Raw genomic sequence first — 22,465 nt, 5'->3', positions numbered from 1 at the left:
CGATCGTCGCGCCCAGCCATATCACCGTCGCGGCCAGCGATCCGGGGGTCAGCCACGCCCACTTAGCCTTGTGACGATTGGGACCAAACCGGTACAGGCAGGCGGCCGCGGTGACGCCCAACGAGGCAAGCACGCCGTAGCTGACAAGACGGATCGCCAGCAACAGGATCTCGGGAGCACCCGGAATCAGGCTATCGAGAAGTGCGAATGCCGCGGTCGACAGTGCGGCGACCAAGGCCAGCAAAACGGCACCCCCAGTTATTGCGAAGGCGAGCAGGTTCAGCGCTATGAACCCGCGCGTCTCCTTCTCTTCGTAAGCGATGTTGAGCGCGGTGACGATCGACGATGCGCCCTTCGTTCCGCCATACAGCGCGATGCCTAGCGCAATCACGAGGCCGAAACCCTTCTTGCCCTCCGACGTGTTGACGACCGTCGCGAGCTGGTCGCCGATCACGCGGGCGGCGTCCTCCGGCAAAACGTTGAACAGCGCGCGGATGTTCGCAACCACCGTGGCGGTATCGGCAACCAGACCGTAGATCAGGACGACCGACGCCAGCAGCGGGACGATCGCAGCGAACCCGTAGAACGCAGTACCAGCCGCGATCAGGCCGATATTGTCGTCGTTCCCCTCGGCCCAGGTGCGCTTCAGGACCTTCCACCATTCGCGAGCCGACATCGACCAGGGGCTGGTGGCCTCGTTCTCGGATCGTACTTCACTGCTCAGCGTCTTGCCCCTCGGTCCCGGTATATTCCGGCCCAACGCCGCGCGGACGCAAACGTGCCGTCAGAGTTGCCGCAACGCCTGTGCCGGCCGCGCGCCGAGAATGGGCCATGCGCCGATCAAGCCGATCGCCATCGTCAACCCGGCACCACCCAGCAACGTAGCCAACACCGTCCCATAATCCGGCCGCCATTCGAAACTGAAGAGTTGCGTGATGACATACCACGCCCCGCCGAGCCCCAGGAGAAGGGCGAGCACCGACAACACGATGCTCAGGAACGCGTATTCGAGCGCCTGCACCGCGAGCACCTGTCGCCGCGTCGCGCCGAGCGTCCGCAGGATCACGCCGTCATAGGTCCGTGCCGCTCGCGCCGCCGCGATCGCGCCGATCAGCACCGCGATCCCGGCAAGGATCGCCACCGACGCCGCCGCGGTGATCGCGGTCGCCATCTGCGAGACGATATCGCGGACCTGGCCAAGCACGCCGCGAACCTCGATCACCGATACCGAGGGGAAGCGCGGGAGCAATGCTCGCATGACGGGTGCTTCCTGCCCCGGCGCGAGCTCGATCGTCGCGGCGAGATTATGCGGCGCGTCCTCGATCGCATTGGGCGAGAACACCATCACGAAGTTGAACCCGAGCGTATCCCAGCTGATCCGGCGGAACGACGCGATGTGCGCGGTCCGCTCGACGCCGAGCAAGGTGTAGGTGAGCGGATCGCCGATCTTGAGGTCGAGCACCTTGGCCAGTCGCTCGTCGATCGAGACCAGCGGCGGACCCGTATAGTCACGCGGCCACCACCGACCGGCCGTGAGTTCGCTACCCTCGGGCAAGGTTGCAGAATAGGTGAGCCCGCGTTCGCCGCGTAAAGCCCAGGCGCCGTCGGGCAGCGTCTTGAGATCGGCGACACGCGTCGTGCCGTAGCCGGTGATCGTACCGCGCATCGCGGGCACGGTGCGGATGACCGGGTGGATAGCGACGCCTTCGATGGTCCGCCGGAACTCAGCCTCGCGGTCGGGCGGAACGTCCAAGGCGAACAGCGCCGGCGCGCGCTTGGGTACGGTGAGCTCTATGTTCGCGGCGATGCTCGTGCGGATGCCGGCGAGCAGGACGAACAGTGTCAGGCCGAGCCCCAGCGCAACGACCAGAGTGCCGGTCCGCGCACCGGGGCGGTGGAGCCCCGCGATGGCGAGCCGGAGCAACGGCTTGCGCGAACGGGGAAGAGCTGCGGCGACTCTGCGTACCGCCCAGCCGAACGCCGCCAATACCAGCAGCACGCCCGCCACCGCCGCGAGGAAGCCAGCGCTGAGGCCTGGCTGGTCCGCGGTCGACAGCGCGAGCGCGACGATCGCGGCTCCGGCACCGAGGACCCAGGGCAAGGTCCGGCGTAAAGGGACCGACCGATTGCCGAAGACACCGCGGAGCAAGCCCGCCGCGGGAATGCTGCCCGCCTCGATCAGGGGTGGCGCGGTGAAGGCCAGCGCGATCAGCATGCCATAGGCGGCGGCAAGCGCGAGCGGGACCAACTGGAGCGAGAAGCGCGGCGCGACCGGCAGAACGTCGCCTGCGAGCCAGACGATCAACGGCACCGTCACCGCCCCCGCGACCATACCAAGAACGATCCCCATCGCCGCCACGACCGCCACTTCGAGGAGGTAGATCTTGGCAATTAGGCCGGACGTCGCGCCGAGCACCTTCAACGCCGCGATGCTGCTGCGGCGGGCGGCGAGGTAGGAGGACACGCCGTTGCCGACGCCGATCCCGGCGATGACGAGTGCGGACAGCCCGACCAGCAACAGGAACTGCCCCATGCGATCGACGAAGCGCTCGGCGCCAGGCGCGGCTCGGTCACGCGTCTTGGTTTCCCAGCCGCCGGTGGGGAATGCCGCCTTGAACCGATCCACTGCGGTCGTCGGCGAGGCGCTTGGCGACAGGCGCACGCGGTACTTGCTCTCGTAAAGGCTGCCGGGCTGGACCAGACCGGTCCGCGCTATACCTGCTATCGAGACGATCGCGACGGGGCCGAGCGTGAAGCCTTCGCCCAGCCGGTCGGGTTCATTCGCGATCACGCCGGCAACGGTGAAGTCCGCGGTCCCCAGCCGTACGCGCGCGCCGCGCCCAACGCCTAGCCTCTGCGCCAAGGCCGGGACGATCCAGATCGCCTTGGGATCGTCGACCTTCGCGACCGATCCACCCTGTACGGCGAGCGTGCCGTAGAGCGGATAGACCGCGTCGACGCCCTTGAGCTGGACCGGCACGCTGTTGGTGCCGCGGATGGCGGTCGCCTGCATGCGGACGGTCTCGGACACTGTGCCGAGCCGCGCCATTGCCGCGCGCTCTTCCGGCGTCGCGGCACGCTGCGACGTCCCGAACTCGACATCGCCGCCGAGGATCGCGCTGCCGCGGGAAGCAAGCTCGGCGTCGATCGACTGCGTCAGGCTGCCGATCGCGGCCAGCGCGCCGACGCCGAGGAACAGGCAGGCGAGCAGCAGCCGCAGCCCGCGAAAGCGAAGATCGAGTTCGCGACGGGCAAGCCGCCACGCCAGCCGCCATTCGCTCACCGCAGGCGATCCGCGGCGATCCGGCCGTCGGCTAGTTCGACGATGCGGTCGCAGCGCGCGGCGAGTACCGGATCGTGAGTGATGATAATCAGCGTGGCACCGGTCGCGGCGCGACGATCGAACAACAGGTCCATGACAGATGCCCCGGTGGCGGCGTCCAGGTTGCCGGTCGGTTCGTCGCCGAAAACGAGTGCGGGGCGTGGGCCGAGTGCGCGGGCGATCGCCACGCGCTGCTGCTCGCCGCCGGAAAGCTGGGTCGGATAATGGCCGATCCGATGCGAGAGGCCGACAGCCGCGAGTTCGGCTTCCGCTCGATCGAACGCGTCGGGCATCCCGGCCAGTTCCATCGGCACGGCGACGTTCTCGAGCGCGGTCATCGTCGGCAGCAAATGGAAGGCCTGGAGGACGATCCCGATGCGTCCACGCCGCGCGCGGGCCAGAGCGTCTTCGTCGAGCTTGCCAAAATCAAGCCCGGCGACTTCGACCCGGCCGCTGGTCGCGCGCTCCAGGCCGGAGAGCACCGCCATCAGTGACGACTTGCCAGACCCCGAGGGCCCGAGCAGCGCGACGCTGGTACCTTGGGCGATATCGAGATCGATGCCCTTGAGGATCGTCGTCGCGGCAGTCGATGCGCCGAGTGTCAGCGTGACATCGCGCGCCGAGATCACCATATCGGCGGAAGCAGGTTCGGACATGGAGACCAATATCTTGGAGAAACAGATGCGACGCTGGCCTCTTTATGGGGGCGGACTGGCGCTTCTCCAAGCGGGGTTGCTGGTCGGCTGCGATCGGACACCCGAAGTCCCTGCCCCGCCGCCCGCGACGAACGTGGTCGCGCCGGTTGCTGCGACCCCAGCGCCGCAGGGTCCCGAGCGCCTGATCCTTGCATTCGGGGACAGTCTGTATGCCGGCTACGGCCTCGATCGCGGGCAGAGCCTGCCGGATGCGGTGCAAAACCGGTTGCGCAAGGACGGTATCAACGCGACGATCGTAAACGCCGGGGTATCGGGCGATACCAGCGCGGCGGGACGGCAGCGGTTCGCGTTCGCGCTCGACAACATAAAGCGCAAACCGGACCTCGTGTTGATCGGACTCGGTGGCAACGACGTGCTGCGGCAGATTTCGCCGGCCGAGACGCGCACGAACATGACCGCGATGCTCGACGAGGCGAAGCGGCGCGGCATTCCGGTCATGCTAACGGGAATGATGGCGCCGCCTAACCTCGGACCTGACTTTTCATCGCAGTTCAACACGATATGGCCAGATCTTGCGAAGCGCTATGATACGACCCTGTATCCGTTCATTCTAGACGGCGTGATCGGCAACGCGCAGTTGATGCAGGCGGACCATGTCCATCCCAATCAAAACGGCGTGAACAAGATTGCTGCCCGTGTCGCACCGGTCGTCGAGAATGCTTTGAAAAAGGCCGAATGATCGGAAACACTTGGTGCACGGCTCTGTGTTCGGATCGCAAGCGGCTGGCGGGGCCATCGCAGCATCGTCTAGCGTCGTCGTATCGTGTGCCTCGCATTCCCCCTTTCGCAGGGGGCGCGGTTGGTGCAACGCCGACATGAGGGATACAGAGGGCTAGGACACACAGGGCGATGCAATGCAATTGAGCGGTTTGATCGCACGGCTTGGTCGACATCTCGACCTGACCGATGCGGAGCGTGACGCGATCACGCGGGCCGAGCGCGGCGAACGGCGCTTGAAGGCCGGCGACATCCTGATGGCGGAAGGTGGCGAGAGCCATGCGCTGTACGTCGTGCGCCAGGGGTGGCTGCACTCCTCGACCAAGCTGATCACCGGCGGCCGGCAGATCCTGCGGTTCCATTATGCGGGCGACCTGATCGGCACGTCGAGCATGGCGTGGTCGCAGGCAGCGGCGACGCTGACCGCGATCTCGGATTGCTGGGTGATCGAATTGCCGAAGACCGAACTCGGGCTGCTGTTCCGCGCGCAACCGCGGATCGCCGGGCTGCTGTATGCGATCGCCGCGGCGGAAAACGTCGCGATGAGCGACCGGCTGACGACGATCGGACGGATGGGCGCGAGCGAGCGGCTGTCGACGTTGCTGCTCGACATCATGGCGCGGTTGCGTGTGACGGCGGGCGGGATCGTCGACTCATTCGACCTGCCGCTGACACAGACCGATATCGGCGATGCGCTGGGGCTGACCAAGGTGCATGTGAACCGCACGATCCGCGCGCTGGAGAAGAGCGGCGTGATCGAGCGGACCGGGCGGCGGGTGCGGATCGTCGACGAGGCGGCGCTGGTCGCGGCGACCGGGTTCACCGATCGCTATGGCGAGATCGAGACGGCGTGGTTGCCGCCTGCGGCTTAGGGAAATTCCGATCTCCCCCGCCAGGGTGAGGTGTCGCCGAAGGTGACGGAGGGTGAGGACATGGAGCAGGCGTTTCGCTTGCCTCCCCTCCATCAGGCTGACGCCTGCCACCTCCCCCTGGCGGGGGAGGATCGTTAGTGCAGTTTCAGGTGCGGTCGACGACGAACAGGGTGACGCGGTCGTATTTGATGTCGCCGGGGTTGAAGATCGCGTCGGGGACGAACGGACGATCGATGACCTCGATATCCTTCAGACCGGCGAGCTTGAACGTGCCGAGCTTGATCTCCTTGGGCGGCTGACCGTCGCGCTCTAGCGTGATCGCGTCGACGAACACGTCGTCATGCTTGGTGTAGAGGATGTGCGGTGCCAGCGTGCAGACCATCCGGTTATAGGTCGCGGTAATGCACTGGCGCAGCGCGATCGCCTGCAGCAGCAACGCGTTTGCGTTGGACGGGGCAGACTGGGATGGGGCGGACTGGTCTGGGGTCGAGGTCATGTTGTGCATCGCAGCATAAGTTAGGGGATCGGTGCCGTTAGGCCCAACGCGCTACATGCGACAAGGCCTAACTTAAAGCATAGCCGGTTTAATCCGCCTGTTCGACCCGGCCTAGCGCTTCGACCTCGTCGGTGTGGACGTCGAACCCGACCAGACGCGCGGGGCCGAAGCTGGTGGTGAGCGCGGTATCAGTGGCGTCGCGCCCCCGCGCCATCAGGATCCGGCCGATCCGCGGGCGATTGTGGCGCGCGTCGAGCGTGTGCCACGTGCCGCCGAGATACACGTCGAACCATGCAGAGAAGTCCATCGGTGCATCGACCGGCGGGATGCCAATGTCGCCGAGATACCCGGTGCAATAGCGTGCGGGGATGTTCATGCAGCGGCACAGTGTAACGGCAAGATGCGCGAAGTCGCGACAGACGCCCTGGCGTTCTTGATACACATCCCACGCGGTCTTGGTCGAGCGCGCGAAATGATAGCCGAACTCGACATGGTTATGCGTGAAGTCGACGATCGCCTGGACGCGCTGCCAGCCGGCGGGAACGTGGCCGAACAGCGACCAGGCGGTCTCCGACAGGCGATCGGTCTCGCAATAGCGGCTGCCGAGCAGGTAGATCAGGATGTCGTCGGGAAGATCCTGCACCGCATGCTGGACCGCGTCGGGGGAGACGGGATCCGGCAGACCGCTGTCCTCGATCGTGAAGTCGCAAGACAGGGTCAAACCGCCGCTCGGCACCGTGAACCGCGTGCAGACATTCCCGAAGGCGTCGAGATAATCATAGGTCGGCACGTCGGGATCGGCGGCGATCCGGTGCGGGGTCACGAAATCCTTGTTGCGCGACGGATGCACGCTGAGCATCGCCAGCATCGGGGTTTCGACGTCGGTTTCGAAACGAATGTCATAGCCAGCCCGGATCAGCATCGATGTCCCCCTTGTCGCGCCATTGGTCACGCAGTGTGTGATGATTGGTGGTGGTCGGAGGCCTCGTCCGAGTCTTCGTCGACGGTGATGTCGACCGACACGCTCATATCGAGGAAGCTGCCGGGAAAGCCGCTCCAGGTGCCGGAGACGGGCACCGCCTGGTAGATGTCGCGCGCGACGGCGACGCGGACGAGCCCGCGGTTGCCGACGATGCCGTTGGTCGGATCGAACTCGACCCAGCCCGAGCCGGGAATATAGACGCGGACCCAGGCATGCGTGTTGCCGCCCCCGGTGCGATGCTCTCGACGCGTCGGATTGTAGACATAGCCCGATACGAACCGTGCCGCGAAGCCGAGCGCGCGGACCGCCTCGATCATCAGCATCGCGTAGTCGCGGCAAGTGCCCTTGCGCTTGGCGAGCGTCTCAATCGGCGACTGCGTGCCCTTTTCGGGACGCTGGACATAGGTGAACTCTCGCTTGATCGCCGCGGTCATCTCGGACAGCATGGCGAGCGTATCGGTCTGCCCGCCCGGCGCGACGAACCGCCGTGCCCAGCTGTCGATCTCGCGGAGCGGATCATGATGCTGGCGCTCGATCGAGCGGAGCAGGTCGGGCATCTCCTCCGACGAATAGGTGAACGGATAGAAGCGCGCGTAGCGTTCGATATCGACGTTCTGGAGTTCGGCGGGGGTGTGATCGAGCCGGACGCGACTGTCGATCACGAGGTCCTTGGCGCGCTTGTCGAACGTAGCGATCGCGACCGCGTTGCCGAACACGTCGTGCAGCCAACGGACGTCGGAGGGCTCCGGAGTGATCGTGAGCTGCGTGTCGATCAGATGCTGGTCGTAGCTTTCGCGCGGCCGGACCATGATCCTGTGCTCGCCGAACGCAACCGGTTGGCGATACGAGTATTTGGTTACATGAGAGAGCGTTAGAGATGGCATCGAGGATCCACGTCGCATGAACAGCACTGCCAGCCAAACGCTGCTTGGGACCGAAGATGCCGCACCGGTCGTGGTGGTCAACCCCAAAGGCGCGTCATCGTTCCTGCTGATCGGCGATCATGCGGGAAATGCCGTACCGAAGGCGCTGGGGTCGCTGGGCCTGAGCGACGCGGAGTTGGCGCGGCACATCGGCTGGGACATCGGCATCGGCGAACTCGGCGCGCTGCTATCGGACAAGCTCGACGCGGTGTTCGTCCGGCAGACCTATTCGCGGCTCGTGATCGACTGCAACCGCAGCCCGAGCCAGCCGGATCTGATCGCCGAGATCAGCGACGGAACCGTGGTGCCGGGGAATGTTGCGCTTGGTGAGGTCGATCGCGCCGCGCGGTTCGCCGAGATCCACGCGCCGTATCAGGCCGCGGTCGAGGCGGAGATCGCGCGGCGCGATGCGGCGGGGATGACGACGGTGCTGGTCGCGTTGCACAGCTTTACGCCGGCGATGAAGGGCGCGTTGCGGGATCAGGCGCGGCCCTGGCATATCGGCATCCTGCACGACGGCGGCAACACCGCGTTCGCGCATGCACTGCTCGACGTGTTGCGCGACGAGGCGGATCTAGTGGTGGGCGACAACGAACCGTACCGGATGGACCTGATCGACTATACCATCCCGCGTCATGCGTATCCGCAGCGGCGGCTTTATGCGGAGATCGAGGTTCGGCAGGATCTGCTGGGGTCGAGCGAGGGATGTGCGGCGTGGGCCGAGCGGCTGGCCCGGGTGCTGCCGGTGGCGCAGGCGCTGGTCTGACCGAGTGACCCGTCTCGTTGCGCAGGTCTTGATCTGTGTTGCATTGCGGTAACAGCGCGATGACCAAAGGCGTACATGGCAAAATTGTCACTTGATATGATGTATCATCAAATTTACCCAACGAGTTGTACAGGGACGATACCCCGACGACGATAAGGGAATTTCATGAAGACGATGCTGTTCGGCGCCACCGCCCTGGCTGCGCTCCTCGCCCCTCAGGCTCACGCCCAGACGGTCGCCACGGATACCACGACCCCCGCCCCTACTCCGGCATCGGTCGGCTCGACCAACCAGCGCGACATCATCGTCACTGCGCCGCTCCAGACCAGCGAGCGCGACGTGTTGCAGGGTACGACGGTGCTGACCGGCCAGGAACTCACGCGCCAATTGCGTCCGTCGCTCGGCGAGACGCTCGCACGCCAGCCCGGCGTGTCCGCGTCGTCGTTCGGGCCGAGCGCCTCGCGTCCGATCCTGCGCGGTTTCCAGGGTGACCGTATCCGCGTGCTGACCGACGGGATCGGCTCGATCGACGTGTCGAACACATCGGTCGACCACGCGGTCATCATCGACCCGCTGCTCGCCGAGCGTATCGAAATCCTGCGCGGGCCCAGCGCGCTGCTCTACGGCACGTCGGCGGTTGGTGGCGTCGTCAACGTCATCGACACACGCATCCCGCGGTCGGTGCCCGAGAACGGCTACCGGTTGAACGGGATCGCCAATTATGGCTCGGCGGCGAACGAGCGGTCGGGCGGCATGGCCGGCGACGTCGCGGTCGGCCAGCATCTCGTGCTGCATGCGGATGGCTCGTACCTCAAGTCGGGCGACCTGCGCACCGGCGGATACATCCTCTCGCGCGACGCCCGCGCCCAGGCGCTGGCAACCGCCGCCCTGCCGGTTGACCCGAATGAGGCCGATCCGATCGACTATGCCGCATCGGCGCAGTTGAAGGGCAAGCTTCCCAATACGCAGGCCGAGACCTGGACGGCGGGCGCTGGCGCATCGATCATCACCGACAATGGCAGCCTCGGCGTGTCGTACAGCCATTACGACAGCCTGTACGGCGTGCCCATCCGCTACGCCACGCAAGCCGGCCAAGAGCAGGAGGCACCGCGTCTCGACGTCGTTCAGAACCGCGTCGATCTGCGCGGCGAGATCGACACTGGCGGCGACGTATTTTCGAAGATCCGTGTCCGTGTAGGCCAGGCGAGCTATCGCCACTTCGAGCTTGAAGAAGACAATTCGGTCGGCACCGCGTTCTATAACAAGGGCCTCGAAGGGCGCCTCGAAGTCGTCCAGGCGAACCGCGGCGGCTGGCAGGGCGCGTCGGGCGTGCAATTCTACAACCGGATCTTCAACGTGGTCGGCGACGAGGCCTTCCTGCCGAAGAACGAGACCAACCAGACCGGCCTGTTCACGCTCCAGCAGTATGAGTCGGGCAAGTTCCACGCCGAGGGTGGCGTGCGCTACGAGATCACCGATCTCGCCGCGCGGACGCCCGAGGACGATCTGCGCTTCTTCCGGGGGAGCCAGAGCTATCATTCGGTATCGGGCTCGCTCGGTGCGTCCTATGCGCTGACCGACAGCATCCGCGTCGGGCTGAACGGATCGCGGACCGAGCGTGCGCCGTCGGCCGAGGAGTTGTTCGCGAACGGCGCGCATGCCGGCACGCAGGCGTATGAACTCGGCAATCCCGACTTCAAGCTGGAAAAGTCCTGGGGCCTCGAAGGCACGCTGCACGCGCACGGCGACGGCTTCAGCTTCGACGCGTCGGCCTATTACAACTGGTTCTCGAACTATATCTCGGAGAATCAGGTCGCGGCGTCGGTGTGCCAGGCGGCGGCCAATCCGTCGGGCCGCGTGGTCGACCTGCCCTGCTTCCAGTATCAGCAGGCCGACGCCCGCTATTACGGGTTCGAGGCGGATGCTTCGGTGAAGGTGGCGCAGATCAGCGGCTATGCGGTCAACGCCGACGTGCTGGGCGATTACGTGCATGCCAACATCGTCGACCAGGGCCCCGTCCCGCGCATTCCGCCGATGCGCGTGCTCGGCGGGATCGAGGCGCAGGGCGACCGGATCAACGGGCGTGTCGAGGTCGAGCATGTGTTCGACCAGAACCGCATCGCCGCGTTCGAGACGAAGACCAACGACTATACAATGGTCAACGCCTCGATCGGCCTCAGCCCGTTCGGCAAGGATTCAAAGACGACCCTGCTGCTGAGCGCGAACAACCTGTTCGACGTGAACGCCCGTCGCGCGACCAGCTTCCTGAAGGACTTCGCACCGCTCGCCGGCCGCGATTTCCGCGCGACGCTGCGCTTCGGGCTTTAAGGTGACTGGGGCCGGCGCGATGCGCTGGCCCCTAGTCGTCTATCCGTTCGAGCCCTTCGGCATAGACGCGCTGTCGGGCCGCATAGGCTGCGGCCGACGTCCTAAGGCCGGCAATCGCTTCGGGCGGCAAGTCCCGCACCGCCTTGGCCGGCGCTCCGACGATCAGGCTCCCGGCCGGAAACACCTTCCCCTCGGTCACCAGCGCATTCGCGCCGATTAGGCAATCGTCACCGATCACCGCGTTGTTGAGGACCGTCGCCCCCATCCCGACCAGCACGTTGTTGCCGATCGTGCAGCCGTGGAGGATCGCGTGATGGCCGATCGTGCAGCCTTCACCGATGCTGAGCGGCGCACCCGGATCGGAATGCAGCATCGCACCCTCCTGGATATTGGTCCGCGCGCCGACGAGGATCGGGGTGTTGTCCGCACGGATCACCGCGCCGAACCAGACGCTCGCCCCCTCGCCCAATTGTGCGTCGCCGATCACGTCGGCGGACGGCGCTACCCACACGTCGTCCGCCAAAGTCGGTCGTTTACCCTCGATCGCATAGAGTGGCATCAGGCAGCGTCCCTTTCCTTTGCCCGCGCGCGGAACGCGTGGAGCAGCGGCTCGGTATAGCCGCTCGGCTGCGTCAGGCCATCGAACACGAGTGCGCGGGCGGCCTGGAATGCCAGGCTCTCGTCCTCGTGCCCCGCCATCGGCCGATACAGCGGATCGCCCGCATTCTGCGCATCGACCTTCGCCGCCATCCGTCGCAGCGCTGCATCCGCTTCGCCAGGCGTCGCGATGCCGTGGAGCAGCCAGTTCGCCATGTGCTGCGAACTGATCCGCAGCGTCGCGCGGTCCTCCATCAGGCCGATGTCGTGGATGTCCGGCACCTTCGAACAGCCGACGCCCTGGTCGACCCAGCGCACGACATAGCCGAGGATCCCCTGCGCATTGTTCTCCAGTTCCTCGCGAACCTCGTCGGGCTGCCAGTTGCGCCCGGTCGCGACCGGGATCGTCAGCAGCGCATCGAGCGACTCGATCGGCTCGGCCTTGCGCTCCGCCTGCCGCGCGAACACGTCGACGCGGTGGTAGTGCGTCGCGTGCAGCGTGGCCGCGGTCGGCGACGGCACCCAGGCGGTATTCGCGCCGGTCATCGGATGCGCGATTTTCTGCGCGAGCATGTCCGCCATACGGTCGGGCGCGGCCCACATTCCCTTGCCGATCTGCGCCTTGCCGCTGAGCCCGCAGGCGAGCCCGATCTGGACGTTGCGATCCTCATACGCCTTGATCCACGACGAGGCCTTCATGTCGCCCTTGCGGATCATCGGTCCCGCCCGCATCGAGGTGTGCATCTCGTCGCCGGTGCGATCGAGGAAACCGGTGTTGATGAACACAACGCGGTCCTTCACCGCGGCGATGCACGCGGCGAGGTTGGCGGAGGTGCGACGCTCCTCGTCCATCACGCCGACCTTGATCGTGTGTCGCGCGAGGCCGAGCAGATCCTCGATCGCGTCGAACAGCCGGTTTGTGAAGGCGGCCTCGTCGGGGCCGTGCATCTTCGGTTTGACGATGTAGATCGAGCCCGCCCGGCTGTTGCGAATGGGGCCAGTGCTTTTCAGGTCGTGGAGCGCGACCAGCGACGTGACGATGCCGTCGAGGATGCCTTCGGGTGCCTCATTGCCGTTAGAGAGCAGGATCGCGGGCGTCGTCATCAGGTGACCGACGTTGCGGACGAACATCAGGCTGCGGCCGGGGAGCGTGAACGCCCTGCCGTCGGGGGCGGTGTACTGCCGGTCCGGTTCGAGCGCGCGCGTGACCGTGCGGCCGCGCTTCTCGAAACTTGCGGTCAAGTCGCCCTTCATCAGGCCGAGCCAGTTGGCGTAGGCGGCGACCTTGTCCTCGGCATCGACAGCGGCGATCGAGTCCTCCAGGTCGGCGATCGTGCTGAGCGCGGATTCGAGAACCACGTCGGCGAGGTTCGCGGGGTCGTCGCGCCCGATCGGATGCTGAGAGTCGATCACCAGTTCAATGTGCAGGCCGTTGTGACGCAACAGGATATTGTCGCCTGCATGCCCAACGAGCTGGCTCGGCTCGGCAAGCTGCGGCGTGCCACCGGTCCAGTCGGTCCACGACCCGCTAGCCAGCGGCACGGCATTGTCGAGGAATGCCTTCGCCCATGCGATCACCTGCGCGCCGCGCGCCGGGTCATAGCCCTTGCCGGACGCCGCGCCGGGGATGGCGTCGGTGCCGTAGAGCGCGTCGTACAGGCTTCCCCAGCGCGCGTTCGCGGCGTTGAGCAGGAAGCGCGCATTCAGGATCGGCACCACCAGTTGCGCGCCGGCGAGCGAGGCGACCTCCGCATCGACTTTGCTCGGCGCAACTGCGAAGGGCGCGGGCTCGTCGACCAGATAGCCGATCTCGCGCAGGAACGCCTGGTACTCCATCTGGTCGATCGGTTTGCCGGCGCGGGCTTCGTGCCACGCGTCGATCTTCGCCTGTAGGTCGTCGCGGACAACGAGCAACGCGGCGTTCTCCGGCGCGAACCGGGCGTAGATATCGGACACGCCTTGCCAGAACGCGGCGGCATCGAGACCCGTCCCCGGCAACGCCTGTGTCTCGATGAAGTCCACGAGCGATGCGGCGATCTTCAGACCTGCCTTTTCGATCATCTCGGCCATGCTGCTCTCCTATGCTCTGCCGGCACGATAGACGCGCGCCACCTTCGCCACTAGGCACTATAAAGCGAAAGCTGTTGATCGCCTGGAGAACGAATGGATCCCGACATCGTCCTCTTCGCCGAAGTCGTCCGCACGGCCAGCCTAAGTGCGGCGGGGCGATCGCTCGGCATCTCGCCCGCGATGGTGTCGAAACGGATCGCGCGGCTGGAAGCGCGGCTGGGCGTGCGGTTGCTCAACCGGACAACACGGCGGCTGGAGCTAACCGCGCGGGGCGCGGCGTATCACCGCGACATGGTGGAAATCCTCGCCGCGATCCGCGACGCCGAGGCGCGCGTGTCGGACCGCGCCGAGACGCCGGCGGGGCCATTGCGGGTCAGCGCGCCGACCTCGTTCGGGCGTCTGCACATCGCGCCACACCTGAAGCCGTTCCTCGACGCGCACCCTGCGATCGAACTCGACCTCGACCTGTCCGACGGTTTTGCCGACGTCATCGGCGACCGGCTCGACCTCGCGATCCGGATCGCGCCTGCCATACCGCCGAGCCTGACCGGCTATCGTCTGGCCGACAGCCGCCGCGTTCTCTGCGCCGCACCGAGCTACGTGGCGCCACGGGACGTGGCCGATCTCACGAAACACCGCCTGCTTGCAGCAAAGGGCCAGATGCCGTGGCGGCTTACCGGACCAGAAGGCGAAGTTACGATCGACCGCCCGAGCTACGTCGCGACCAATTCCAGTGAAGTCGTGCGCGAGCTCACACTGGCCGGCGTTGGCATCGCGCTGCGCTCTCTCTGGGATGTGAGCGCTGATCTCGCGAGCGGCCGACTCGTCCGCGTCTTGCCTGAACTCGCCGGGTCTGCGGACGTCGGGATTTACGCGGTGCATGCTCGTGGTGCCGTGTCGTCGGGCACGTCCGCACTGCTTGATTACCTGCGCGGCCTCTGGTCGCCAACGCCGCCGTGGGATTCCTGAACGAGGTCGATCGTCACCGCATCGATCCGTCTCAGCATCACGACGAACTGCTCGACCTCCGCGCCTGAGAACCCGGCAAAGATCCGCCGCTCCAGATCGAGCGCCTTCGGTGCGACTGACGCATAGAGCGTGTGGCCGTCGTCCGTAAGTCGCAGCAGATGCGATCGCCGATCCTCCGGGTTCGCATGCCGTTGCATAAGCCCGCGCTCGACCAAAGCGATCGCCGCGCGGCTCACCGTGACCTTGTCCATCCGCGTCTGCTGCCCGACCTGCTGCTGCGTGATGCCGTCCGCCTCGGCGACCACCGCCACCAGCCGCCATTCCGGGATCGTCAGCCCGAACAGCGCCTCATATGTATCCGCCACTGCCTCGCTGACGAGGTTCGAGGTGATCGACAGGCGATACGGGATGAAATCGTCCAGGACGAGTGCGCGGGTGGCATCGGAGTTGGGCATATCAAAATCGTAACGATTGACACCAGTTGTTCAACCCGCCAGATTGGTAACAACAGATACCAATTTGAGGATCGAGTCATGGACCATATGGACGTAAACCCGATGGGTCTCGACGGGTTCGAGTTCGCCGAGTTCACCTCGCCCGATCCCGACCGGATGGCCGCGCAGTTCGAGCAATTCGGCTTCGTCGCCGCCTCGACCCACCCGACCAAGGCCGTCATCCGCTATAAGCAGGGCCGCATCAACCTGTTGCTCAACCGCGAGGACGGTGGCCATGCGGCGGCATTCCGCGCGGCGCATGGTCCGTCGGCCAGCGGCATGGCGTTCCGTGTTCATGACGCCAAGGCAGCGTTCGACGCGGCGCTCGCCCGCGGCGCCAAGGCGGCCGATGCTAGCATGGGTGCGCTGGGCGATGGTAGCTGTGTGCTCGAGGGGATCGGTGGCTCGCTGCTGTATCTGGTCGACAAGCACGGCGCGGCCGGCAGCCTGTATGACGACTGGAACGCGGTTCCGGGCGCGGCCGAAGCGGAAGCCGAGAACAACGTCGGGCTCGACCTGCTCGACCATCTCACGCACAATGTGAAGCGTGGCCAGATGCGGACGTGGGCTGAGTTCTACGGCCAGATCTTCGGCTTCGAGGAGCAGAAGTATTTCGACATCAAGGGCAAGGCAACTGGCCTGTTCAGCCAGGCGATGATCGCGCCCGACCGCGCGATCCGGATCCCGCTGAACGAGAGCCAGGACGACAAGAGCCAGATCGAGGAATTCATCAAGGATTACAACGGCGAGGGCATCCAGCATCTGGCGCTGACCACCGCCGATATCTTCGAGACGGTCGAGAAGCTGCGCGCGCGCGGCGTCAAGCTGCAGGACACGATCGAGACCTATTACGAGCTGGTCGACAAGCGCGTGCCGAACCACGGCCACGACCTCGAACGCCTGCGCCGCAACCGCATCCTGATCGACGGCAATGTCGGCGAGGAGGGGTTGCTACTGCAGATCTTCACCGAGAACATGTTCGGGCCGATCTTCTTCGAGATCATCCAGCGCAAGGGGAATGAAGGCTTCGGCAACGGCAATTTCCAGGCGTTGTACGAGAGCATCGAGCTGGATCAGATCCGTCGCGGGGTGATCACGGTCGACGCGTAAGTTCTAAGCCCTCTCCCTCGGGGAGAGGGATAGGCGCGTCAGCGCCGAGGGTGAGGGCACGGGCTACGCCAGCACGTGCCCTCACCCTTCCACCGCGCAAGTGCGCGTCTCCCTCCCTCTCCCCCGAGGGGAGAGGGACAGAAAGAGTTTGAACGGCCGGCGGTTCGGGCGTTGATCGGAACAGGTGAAGGAGAGGAAGCCATGACAATCCACCAGCCAGTCGACGCAGCCAATGAAACCGCCGGCCAGATCGAAGACGGCGCGGCGTATCGGCCCGGCTTCGGCAACCACGTATCGACCGAGGCGATCCCCGGCGCGCTGCCGATCGGGCGCAATTCGCCGCAGCGCCCCGCGTTCGGCCTCTATACCGAGCAGCTCTCCGGCACCGCGTTTACCGCGCCGCGTCACGAGAACCGCCGTAGCTGGCTCTACCGCATGCGCCCGACCGCGGAGCATCCGCCGTTCGAGCGCTACACCGGTGCAAAGCGGTTCGCGCCCGGCACCACCGATGCGCCGCTCGCGCCTAACCGCCTGCGCTGGGATCCGATCGAGGCGCCCGCCCCGAAGACCGACCTGATCGACGGCATGACGACGATGCTCGCCAACCGCGATCCCGCCGATCTCGAAGGCGTCGCGCTCCACGTTTACGCGGCCAACACCGACATGACCAACCGCGTGTTCATGGATGCGGACGGCGAACTGCTGTTCGTGCCGCAGGCTGGACGGCTCCGGTTGCTGACCGAACTCGGACGGATCGATATCGCGCCCGGCCAGATCGCGCTGATCCCCCGCGGTGTCCGTTTCCGCGCCGAACTTCCCGATGGCGAAGCGCGCGGCTATGTCGCAGAGAACCACGGCGCTCTGTTCCGCCTGCCCGATCTCGGCCCGATCGGTGCCAATGGGCTCGGCAACCCGCGGGATTTCGAGACGCCGGTCGCGTGGTTCGAAGATCGCGACGAACCGGTCGAGGTTGTCCAGAAGTTCATGGGCTCGCTGTGGACCACGACGCTCGATCACTCGCCGCTCGATGTCGTCGCGTGGCACGGCAATCTCGCGCCGTGGCGCTATGACCTGTCGCGATTCAACACGATCAACACGGTCAGCTTCGATCATCCCGATCCGTCGATCTTCACGCTGCTGACCTCGCCGAGTGACGTGCCCGGTCGCGCGAACGCCGATTTCGTGATCTTCCCGCCGCGCTGGATGGTCGCCGAGGGCACGTTCCGGCCGCCGTGGTTCCACCGCAACGTCATGTCGGAGGCGATGGGGCTCATCACCGGCGCGTATGATGCGAAAGCCGAGGGGTTCGCGCCGGGCGGCATCTCGCTGCATAATCTGATGTCCGGCCACGGACCCGATCTCGCGAGTTGGCAGGGTGCAAGTGCGGCCGACCTGAAGCCGCACAAGATCGACGGGACCATGGCGTTCATGCTGGAGAGCTGCTGGCCGTACAAGCCGACCGCCTATGCGCTGGAGCATTCGCAGCTTGATTACGACGCGGTCTGGTCGGATTTTCCGAAGGCGGTCCTGCCGAAGTGAGCCTCACGCTACACGGCTATTGGCGCTCGACCACCGCCTACCGCGTCCGGATCGCGCTGGCGCTGAAGGGGATCGCGTACGAACAGGTTGCGCACGATCTCCGCACCGGCGCGCAACGCGAGCCCGAGTATCGGATGCTCAATCCTCAGGGGCTCGTTCCGGCGCTGGAGACCGACGATGCAGTCCTGACGCAGAGCCCTGCGATCCTGGAATGGATCGACGAGGCGTATCCCGAGCCACCGTTGCTCCCCGTCGGTGTGGATGGTCGGGCGATCGTTCGCGCGATGGCGTCGACGATCGCGTGCGATATCCACCCGGTGAACAACCTCCGTATCCTTAACGCCTTGCGGACCGAGTTCGGGGCGGACGAGGCAGCGATAAACCGCTGGATCGCAGGCTGGATCGGCGACGGGTTCGTTGCGTTGGAGACGCTGGTCGCGCGGCACGGTGACGGCTTCGCGTTCGGTGCGACGCCGACGATCGCCGACTGCCATCTGGTGCCGCAGGTCTATTCGGCCGAGCGGTTCGCGGTCGATCTCTCGCCCTATCCGCATCTCAAGAGCGCCGCCGACAAGGCCCGCGCCCTCCCCGCTTTTGCCGCCGCGCATCCGGATCGGCAGCCGGACGCCGACCGCGCATGAGCGACGGCGAACGGCTGACAGCCACGCCGGGCGGGATAAAGCTCGCGCCGCTCGACGCGATTGCCGACGGCAAGGCGCGGAATTTTGTACTCCAGATGCGTGCCGGGCGCTTCCACGGCTTCGTCGTGCGCAAGGACGACGCGGTGTTCGGCTATGTCGACCGCTGCCCGCACATGGGCCTGCCGCTCGCGCAGGTGCTCGACGACTATCTCACCCCGCGCGGCGACCTGATCGCGTGCAGCTGGCACTCCGCGCTATTCGAGATCGACAGTGGCGCGTGCGTCGGCGGACCATGCGGGGGAACGCGGCTGACGCCCTGGCCGGTCGCGGTGGTCGACGGGATGATCGTCACCGCAGGCTGACGCGGCGGGCGACTTGCGCTAAGGGAGCGCATCTCCTCCCTGCACGATGAACCGATGACCGAAACCCTGCCCATCCGCGTCATGGCGCTGTACCGCTTCACGCCGTTCGCGGACATCGCCGCGATCCAGCCGCCGCTCGCGCTCGCCTGCTGCTCGAACGGCGTGAAGGGGACGCTGCTGCTCGCCGCGGAAGGGATCAACGGGACGATTGCCGGGTCCGAAGAGGGCATCGACGCGGTACTCGCACACATCCGCGCACTGCCGGGGTGCGCCGACCTCGACGTCAAGGAATCGCGCGCGGAGACGATGCCGTTCCACCGGATGAAGGTTCGGCTGAAGCGCGAGATCGTGACGATGGGTGAACCGACGATCGATCCGCTGGAAGGCGTCGGCCATTATGTCGAGCCGGCGGACTGGAATGCGCTGATCGCTGAGCCGGGGACGATCGTGATCGACACGCGCAACGATTACGAGGTCGCGGTCGGCACGTTCGCCGGCGCGGTCGATCCGCAGACGCGGACGTTTCGCGATTTTCCGGCGTGGTTTCGTGAGCACCGCGACGAGCTGGTCGGGGACGGCCCGCCGCCGAAGATCGCGATGTTCTGCACCGGCGGGATACGGTGCGAGAAGTCGACTGCGTTCCTGAAGGCGGAGGGGCTGGACGAGGTGTATCACCTTAAGGGCGGCATCCTGAAGTATCTGGAAACCGTGCCCGAAGCGGAGAGCCTGTGGGAGGGGGAGTGTTTCGTGTTCGATCAGCGGGTTGCGGTTGGGCATGGGCTTGCGTTGGGAAGTCATGTGCTGTGCCATGCGTGCCGGATGCCGGTGAGCGTGGCGGATCGCGCGTCGCCGCTTTATGTCGAGGGGGTGAGTTGCCCGGCGTGTCATGATGCGCGGGATGAGGCTCAGCGGGCGGGGTATGCGGAGCGCGAGCGGCAGGTACGGCTGGCTGAGGCTCGGGGCGAGACGCATGTCGGGGCGGTGTTGCCTAAGACTCATGCCGGTGCCGAGCTAGAGGCTGACGACTGACAGAAGCTTGTTCAGCCGCGAAGGCGGGTGCCCAGACTGGCACCCGCCTTCGCGGGTGAACAATTTGGGATAGCTAACCGGTCGTTGCGAAGCGCTGGGCCAAAGCCGTGTTCCCCTGCGACATTGCCAGCGAATGCACGCTGTTCCCTGCCGCATCGACGATCGTCGGGTCCGCACCATGCTCTAGCAGCAAGTCGATGATCGCCGTCTTGTTCACTAGCGCTGCCATCATCAATGCGGTCTGGCCGACGCCATTCCGTCGGTTCACATCGGCGCCTGCTTCGAGCAAAATCTGTGCAATCTCGGTATAGCCCTTGAAGCAGACGCCCATCAGCGCGGTGTTGCCGCGAGCATCCGCCGCGCCATCGACCTGCGCGCCGGCCGCGAGAAGCGCCGCTGTGGCAAGCGCCTGGCCATTGTAGCTGGCGATCACCAGCGGCGTGTAGCCCTTTGCGTCGGTTACCTCGATATCGACGCCCGCCTGCAACAACGCCGGGATCATCTCGTCGCGCCCGGTCCGCGCGGCGTCGAACATCAGTTCGACCAGCCGCTCCATCGGCGGCAAGGGGGCAGGTCTCGCGCGTCAGTCATTATTCGCCTCGATGATATGCGGCACGAACCGCGCGAGATTGCGCGTCACGACCGTGTCATCCTCCCGAACGCCGATCCCCGCGGCTTCGTTGCCGACCATCCACGCGCCGATCACCGGATGGCGGCCGTCGAATGTCGGCGGTGGTGCATAGGCCTGGCGGATCGCGCCCTCGGCACCATAGCCCTGGTCGAGCACAGTGTGGCCGCTCTCGCCGATCACCTCGACGTTCGCGCCCTCGCGCGAGAACAGCGGCTTACGCACATATTTCGGGCCGAGAATCTTCGCGGCGGGATCGTCGTCGAAGAACGCGGGGAGCAGGTTCGGATGCTCGGGATGCCGCTCCCACAGCAGCGGCAGGATGCCCTTGTTCGACAGGATCGACTTCCACGCGGGCTCGAGCCAGCGCACGTCGGCGCGCAACAGGTTCGGCGCATAGGGCTCGCGGAGCATGAACTCCCACGGGTACAGCTTGAACGCGGCCTGCACCTCGAAGCCGTCGGTATCGACGAAGCGCCCGTCGGCGGCGAGGCCGATGTCCTTCATCTCGACGAACTTCGGCTCGATCCCGACCTGCGACGCCAGATCCTCGAAGAACCGCACGGTCTGGCGATCCTCGATGGCGCTCGCATCCGCCGCGAAATGGACGAAACCGCCGCTCGGGAACAGCGCGCGAAACCGCTCGCGCAGCTTGTCGAACAGGCTGTTGAACTGGTCCGTCCCCGCCGGCAGCGCACCGCTGGCGAGTAGGTCCTCGAGCCACATCCACTGGAACGTCGCGCATTCGAACACCGACGTCGGCGTATCGGCATTATATTCGTAGAGGTTGGCCGGCCCGGTCCCGTCATAGGCGAAATCGAACCGCCCGTAGAGCGACGGCTGGCGCGTCCGCCACGTCTCGGCGACGTAGTTCCACTGCTCGCGCGGGATAGCCAAGCGTTCCATCAGCTGCTGATCGCGAACCACTTCGTCGACGAGATCGAGACACATCGCATGCAACTGTTCCGCGGCGGGTTCGAGGTCGTCCTCGATCTCCGCCAGCGTGAAGGCGTACGCCGCGCCCTCGTCCCAATAGGGTTCGCCATCAGTGTCGTGATAGACGAACCCGATCGCGTCGGCCCGCTCGCGCCAGTCGCCCCGCGGGTCGACCGCGATCCGGCGCATCAGGAGTCCGACGTCTTGGAGTCGTCGCGCTGCTCGATCTGCAACGTCTGGCCGAGCTGCCCGGTCTTGGGGGCAGTCAGGCGCGCGAGCACGTCGTCCGCCGACGACTGCCCCGGTCCGATCCCCGCCAGCCGCAGCTTCTCGTCGAGATCGGCACCGGTACGCCGGTCCTCCAACTCGCCCGCCGCCTTGATCCGCTCGCCGCGGATCGCCTGGCGTTCACGAATACGCGCGAGGCTGTCCGCCGCCGAGCCGAGCTTGTTCCCCGCGCCCATGCTGCCCGACGCGACCGACGCCTGCGCCTTCTGCACCGACTCGTTGACCTTCACGACCTCGACCTCGCGACGGAGCTGCTCGATCTTGCGGTCGGTCTGCGCGACGGCGGTGTGGATCTGCTCCTCGGCGGCGCGCATGTCCTTGACCTGGGGGGACTTCAGCGCGATGTCCTGCTCGAGATCGGCGATCCGCTGTGCGACCTGGCGCGCGAGGTCCATGTTGCCCTTCTCGACCGCGATCCGTGCCGAAGCCTCGTACTTCGTCGCCTGGGCGCGGAAGCTCTCGACCTCGGTTTCGAGGATGCGGCGACGTGCTACCAGCCCCGCGAGATCATCGCGTGCCTTGCCCTGCGCCTTGTCGGCATCGCGAATTTCCTGGTCGAGGATGCGCAGCGCGTTCGCGTCGACGACCGCCGCACCCGCTTCGTGCGCGCCGGCACGACCGAGGGTGAAAAGCTTGCTCCAGATGGCCATGCCAGTCTCTCCGTTTGTATCTAAATCAGG

General features: G+C 65.9%; 22 protein-coding genes (1 of these 22 only partly in view). 10 read left to right on the top strand and 12 right to left on the bottom strand.

Annotation, left to right across the window (positions count from 1 at the left end):
- From QP164_RS02955 to QP164_RS02945, 3 genes are all read right to left on the bottom strand, one after another.
- Positions 1-676 carry the 5' portion of a YihY/virulence factor BrkB family protein gene (locus QP164_RS02955; RefSeq protein WP_333922075.1) on the bottom strand. Its footprint begins 470 nt before the window's first position, so the window shows 676 of its 1,146 coding nt (coding positions 1-676); its start codon is at positions 674-676; the stop codon falls past the left edge of the window.
- 108 nt (positions 677-784) lie between these two features.
- Positions 785-3,283 (bottom strand): ABC transporter permease, encoded by a 2,499-nt coding sequence (locus QP164_RS02950; RefSeq protein ID WP_333922074.1) that lies wholly within the window; start codon positions 3,281-3,283, stop codon positions 785-787.
- Positions 3,280-3,978: an ABC transporter ATP-binding protein gene (locus tag QP164_RS02945; RefSeq protein WP_333922073.1), complete on the bottom strand. Its 699-nt coding sequence runs from the start codon at positions 3,976-3,978 to the stop codon at positions 3,280-3,282. Before QP164_RS02945 ends, QP164_RS02950 begins: the two co-directional genes overlap by 4 nt.
- Here QP164_RS02945 and QP164_RS02940 point away from each other — a divergent pair.
- Both QP164_RS02940 and QP164_RS02935 read left to right on the top strand, forming a co-directional pair.
- Positions 3,977-4,717 (top strand): arylesterase, encoded by a 741-nt coding sequence (locus QP164_RS02940; RefSeq protein WP_333922072.1) that lies wholly within the window; start codon positions 3,977-3,979, stop codon positions 4,715-4,717. The genes QP164_RS02945 and QP164_RS02940 overlap by 2 nt on opposite strands.
- A gap of 181 nt (positions 4,718-4,898) precedes the next feature.
- Positions 4,899-5,627 carry a Crp/Fnr family transcriptional regulator gene (locus tag QP164_RS02935; RefSeq protein WP_332754993.1) on the top strand — a complete coding sequence of 243 codons (729 nt, stop codon included), beginning with the start codon at positions 4,899-4,901 and terminating at the stop codon, positions 5,625-5,627.
- A 145-nt stretch (positions 5,628-5,772) separates the two neighbouring features.
- On the opposite strand, the gene QP164_RS02930 is transcribed toward QP164_RS02935, so the two are convergent.
- From QP164_RS02930 to QP164_RS02920, 3 genes are all read right to left on the bottom strand, one after another.
- Complete coding sequence (locus tag QP164_RS02930; protein ID WP_398456556.1) at positions 5,773-6,123, bottom strand: hypothetical protein; 351 nt, start codon at positions 6,121-6,123, stop codon at positions 5,773-5,775.
- 88 nt (positions 6,124-6,211) lie between these two features.
- Positions 6,212-7,045 (bottom strand): transglutaminase-like domain-containing protein, encoded by an 834-nt coding sequence (locus QP164_RS02925; protein ID WP_333922071.1) that lies wholly within the window; start codon positions 7,043-7,045, stop codon positions 6,212-6,214.
- A gap of 26 nt (positions 7,046-7,071) precedes the next feature.
- Positions 7,072-7,989 (bottom strand): transglutaminase family protein, encoded by a 918-nt coding sequence (locus QP164_RS02920; RefSeq protein ID WP_333922070.1) that lies wholly within the window; start codon positions 7,987-7,989, stop codon positions 7,072-7,074.
- 16 nt (positions 7,990-8,005) lie between these two features.
- On the opposite strand from QP164_RS02920, the gene QP164_RS02915 reads away from it, so the two are divergent.
- Positions 8,006-8,794 (top strand): N-formylglutamate amidohydrolase, encoded by a 789-nt coding sequence (locus tag QP164_RS02915; protein WP_333922069.1) that lies wholly within the window; start codon positions 8,006-8,008, stop codon positions 8,792-8,794.
- Positions 8,795-8,959: 165 nt separating this feature from the next.
- On the top strand, positions 8,960-11,122 hold the full coding sequence (locus QP164_RS02910; RefSeq protein ID WP_333922068.1) for a TonB-dependent receptor: 2,163 nt from the start codon (positions 8,960-8,962) through the stop codon (positions 11,120-11,122).
- A gap of 31 nt (positions 11,123-11,153) precedes the next feature.
- Here the strand turns inward: QP164_RS02910 and QP164_RS02905 are convergent, their stop codons facing one another.
- Together QP164_RS02905 and QP164_RS02900 are read right to left on the bottom strand one after the other, a co-directional pair.
- Entirely contained in the window at positions 11,154-11,681 is a 528-nt protein-coding gene (locus QP164_RS02905) for a gamma carbonic anhydrase family protein (RefSeq protein WP_132738353.1), read from the bottom strand.
- The gene (locus tag QP164_RS02900) at positions 11,681-13,789 is read right to left on the bottom strand and encodes a malate synthase G (protein WP_333922067.1); all 2,109 of its coding nucleotides are present in this window, start codon (positions 13,787-13,789) and stop codon (positions 11,681-11,683) included. The genes QP164_RS02905 and QP164_RS02900 overlap by 1 nt, the downstream gene beginning before the upstream one ends.
- Positions 13,790-13,882: 93 nt before the next feature.
- On the opposite strand from QP164_RS02900, the gene QP164_RS02895 reads away from it, so the two are divergent.
- Complete coding sequence (locus tag QP164_RS02895; protein ID WP_333922066.1) at positions 13,883-14,758, top strand: LysR family transcriptional regulator; 876 nt, start codon at positions 13,883-13,885, stop codon at positions 14,756-14,758.
- On the opposite strand, the gene QP164_RS02890 is transcribed toward QP164_RS02895, so the two are convergent.
- Positions 14,713-15,213, bottom strand: a complete 501-nt coding sequence (locus QP164_RS02890; protein ID WP_333922065.1) for a MarR family winged helix-turn-helix transcriptional regulator — start codon at positions 15,211-15,213, stop codon at positions 14,713-14,715. The genes QP164_RS02895 and QP164_RS02890 overlap by 46 nt on opposite strands.
- 78 nt (positions 15,214-15,291) lie before the next feature.
- On the opposite strand from QP164_RS02890, the gene hppD reads away from it, so the two are divergent.
- From hppD to trhO, 5 genes are all read left to right on the top strand, one after another.
- Positions 15,292-16,362, top strand: coding sequence for a 4-hydroxyphenylpyruvate dioxygenase (gene hppD / locus QP164_RS02885; RefSeq protein ID WP_333922064.1), 1,071 nt, complete (start codon positions 15,292-15,294; stop codon positions 16,360-16,362).
- 201 nt (positions 16,363-16,563) lie between these two features.
- Positions 16,564-17,901 (top strand): homogentisate 1,2-dioxygenase, encoded by a 1,338-nt coding sequence (hmgA, locus tag QP164_RS02880; protein WP_333922063.1) that lies wholly within the window; start codon positions 16,564-16,566, stop codon positions 17,899-17,901.
- Positions 17,898-18,542, top strand: a complete 645-nt coding sequence (gene maiA, locus QP164_RS02875; RefSeq protein WP_333922062.1) for a maleylacetoacetate isomerase — start codon at positions 17,898-17,900, stop codon at positions 18,540-18,542. Before hmgA ends, maiA begins: the two co-directional genes overlap by 4 nt.
- Complete coding sequence (locus QP164_RS02870) at positions 18,539-18,904, top strand: Rieske (2Fe-2S) protein (RefSeq protein ID WP_333922061.1); 366 nt, start codon at positions 18,539-18,541, stop codon at positions 18,902-18,904. Before maiA ends, QP164_RS02870 begins: the two co-directional genes overlap by 4 nt.
- Before the next feature lie 54 nt (positions 18,905-18,958).
- A complete protein-coding gene (gene trhO, locus QP164_RS02865; RefSeq protein ID WP_333922060.1) occupies positions 18,959-19,933 on the top strand; it encodes an oxygen-dependent tRNA uridine(34) hydroxylase TrhO in 975 nt (324 codons plus the stop codon).
- Between the two features lie 73 nt (positions 19,934-20,006).
- On the opposite strand, the gene QP164_RS02860 is transcribed toward trhO, so the two are convergent.
- Genes QP164_RS02860 through QP164_RS02850 form a run of 3 tightly spaced genes read right to left on the bottom strand, consistent with a single transcriptional unit; the run spans position 20,007 to position 22,435 of the window.
- Entirely contained in the window at positions 20,007-20,489 is a 483-nt protein-coding gene (locus tag QP164_RS02860; RefSeq protein WP_333924169.1) for an ankyrin repeat domain-containing protein, read from the bottom strand.
- Positions 20,490-20,516: 27 nt separating this feature from the next.
- A complete protein-coding gene (locus tag QP164_RS02855) occupies positions 20,517-21,686 on the bottom strand; it encodes a glutathionylspermidine synthase family protein (protein ID WP_333922059.1) in 1,170 nt (389 codons plus the stop codon).
- A complete protein-coding gene (locus tag QP164_RS02850; protein WP_333922058.1) occupies positions 21,686-22,435 on the bottom strand; it encodes a PspA/IM30 family protein in 750 nt (249 codons plus the stop codon). Before QP164_RS02850 ends, QP164_RS02855 begins: the two co-directional genes overlap by 1 nt.
- Between the last annotated feature and the right edge of the window lie 30 nt (positions 22,436-22,465).

Origin of the sequence: Sphingomonas sp. LR59 (assembly GCF_036855945.1) — a bacterium.
Classification (GTDB): Bacteria; Pseudomonadota; Alphaproteobacteria; order Sphingomonadales; family Sphingomonadaceae; genus Sphingomonas.
The sequence above is the reverse complement of the archived record's forward strand: the minus strand, read 5'-3'. Positions and strand labels throughout refer to the sequence as shown.

Excerpts from the sequence above, each read along its gene's own strand:
- QP164_RS02940 (WP_333922072.1), top strand. The coding sequence starts at position 3,977 with ATGGAGACCAATATCTTGGAGAAACAGATGCGACGCTGGCCTCTTTAT.
- QP164_RS02945 (WP_333922073.1), bottom strand. The coding sequence starts at position 3,978 with ATGTCCGAACCTGCTTCCGCCGATATGGTGATCTCGGCGCGCGATGTC.
- QP164_RS02930 (WP_398456556.1), bottom strand. The coding sequence starts at position 6,123 with ATGACCTCGACCCCAGACCAGTCCGCCCCATCCCAGTCTGCCCCGTCC.
- QP164_RS02925 (WP_333922071.1), bottom strand. The coding sequence starts at position 7,045 with ATGCTGATCCGGGCTGGCTATGACATTCGTTTCGAAACCGACGTCGAA.
- QP164_RS02920 (WP_333922070.1), bottom strand. The coding sequence starts at position 7,989 with ATGCCATCTCTAACGCTCTCTCATGTAACCAAATACTCGTATCGCCAA.
- QP164_RS02915 (WP_333922069.1), top strand. The coding sequence starts at position 8,006 with ATGAACAGCACTGCCAGCCAAACGCTGCTTGGGACCGAAGATGCCGCA.
- QP164_RS02910 (WP_333922068.1), top strand. The coding sequence starts at position 8,960 with ATGAAGACGATGCTGTTCGGCGCCACCGCCCTGGCTGCGCTCCTCGCC.
- QP164_RS02905 (WP_132738353.1), bottom strand. The coding sequence starts at position 11,681 with ATGCCACTCTATGCGATCGAGGGTAAACGACCGACTTTGGCGGACGAC.
- QP164_RS02900 (WP_333922067.1), bottom strand. The coding sequence starts at position 13,789 with ATGGCCGAGATGATCGAAAAGGCAGGTCTGAAGATCGCCGCATCGCTC.
- QP164_RS02895 (WP_333922066.1), top strand. The coding sequence starts at position 13,883 with ATGGATCCCGACATCGTCCTCTTCGCCGAAGTCGTCCGCACGGCCAGC.
- QP164_RS02890 (WP_333922065.1), bottom strand. The coding sequence starts at position 15,213 with ATGCCCAACTCCGATGCCACCCGCGCACTCGTCCTGGACGATTTCATC.
- hppD (WP_333922064.1), top strand. The coding sequence starts at position 15,292 with ATGGACCATATGGACGTAAACCCGATGGGTCTCGACGGGTTCGAGTTC.
- hmgA (WP_333922063.1), top strand. The coding sequence starts at position 16,564 with ATGACAATCCACCAGCCAGTCGACGCAGCCAATGAAACCGCCGGCCAG.
- QP164_RS02870 (WP_333922061.1), top strand. The coding sequence starts at position 18,539 with ATGAGCGACGGCGAACGGCTGACAGCCACGCCGGGCGGGATAAAGCTC.
- trhO (WP_333922060.1), top strand. The coding sequence starts at position 18,959 with ATGACCGAAACCCTGCCCATCCGCGTCATGGCGCTGTACCGCTTCACG.
- QP164_RS02860 (WP_333924169.1), bottom strand. The coding sequence starts at position 20,489 with ATGGAGCGGCTGGTCGAACTGATGTTCGACGCCGCGCGGACCGGGCGC.
- QP164_RS02855 (WP_333922059.1), bottom strand. The coding sequence starts at position 21,686 with ATGCGCCGGATCGCGGTCGACCCGCGGGGCGACTGGCGCGAGCGGGCC.
- QP164_RS02850 (WP_333922058.1), bottom strand. The coding sequence starts at position 22,435 with ATGGCCATCTGGAGCAAGCTTTTCACCCTCGGTCGTGCCGGCGCGCAC.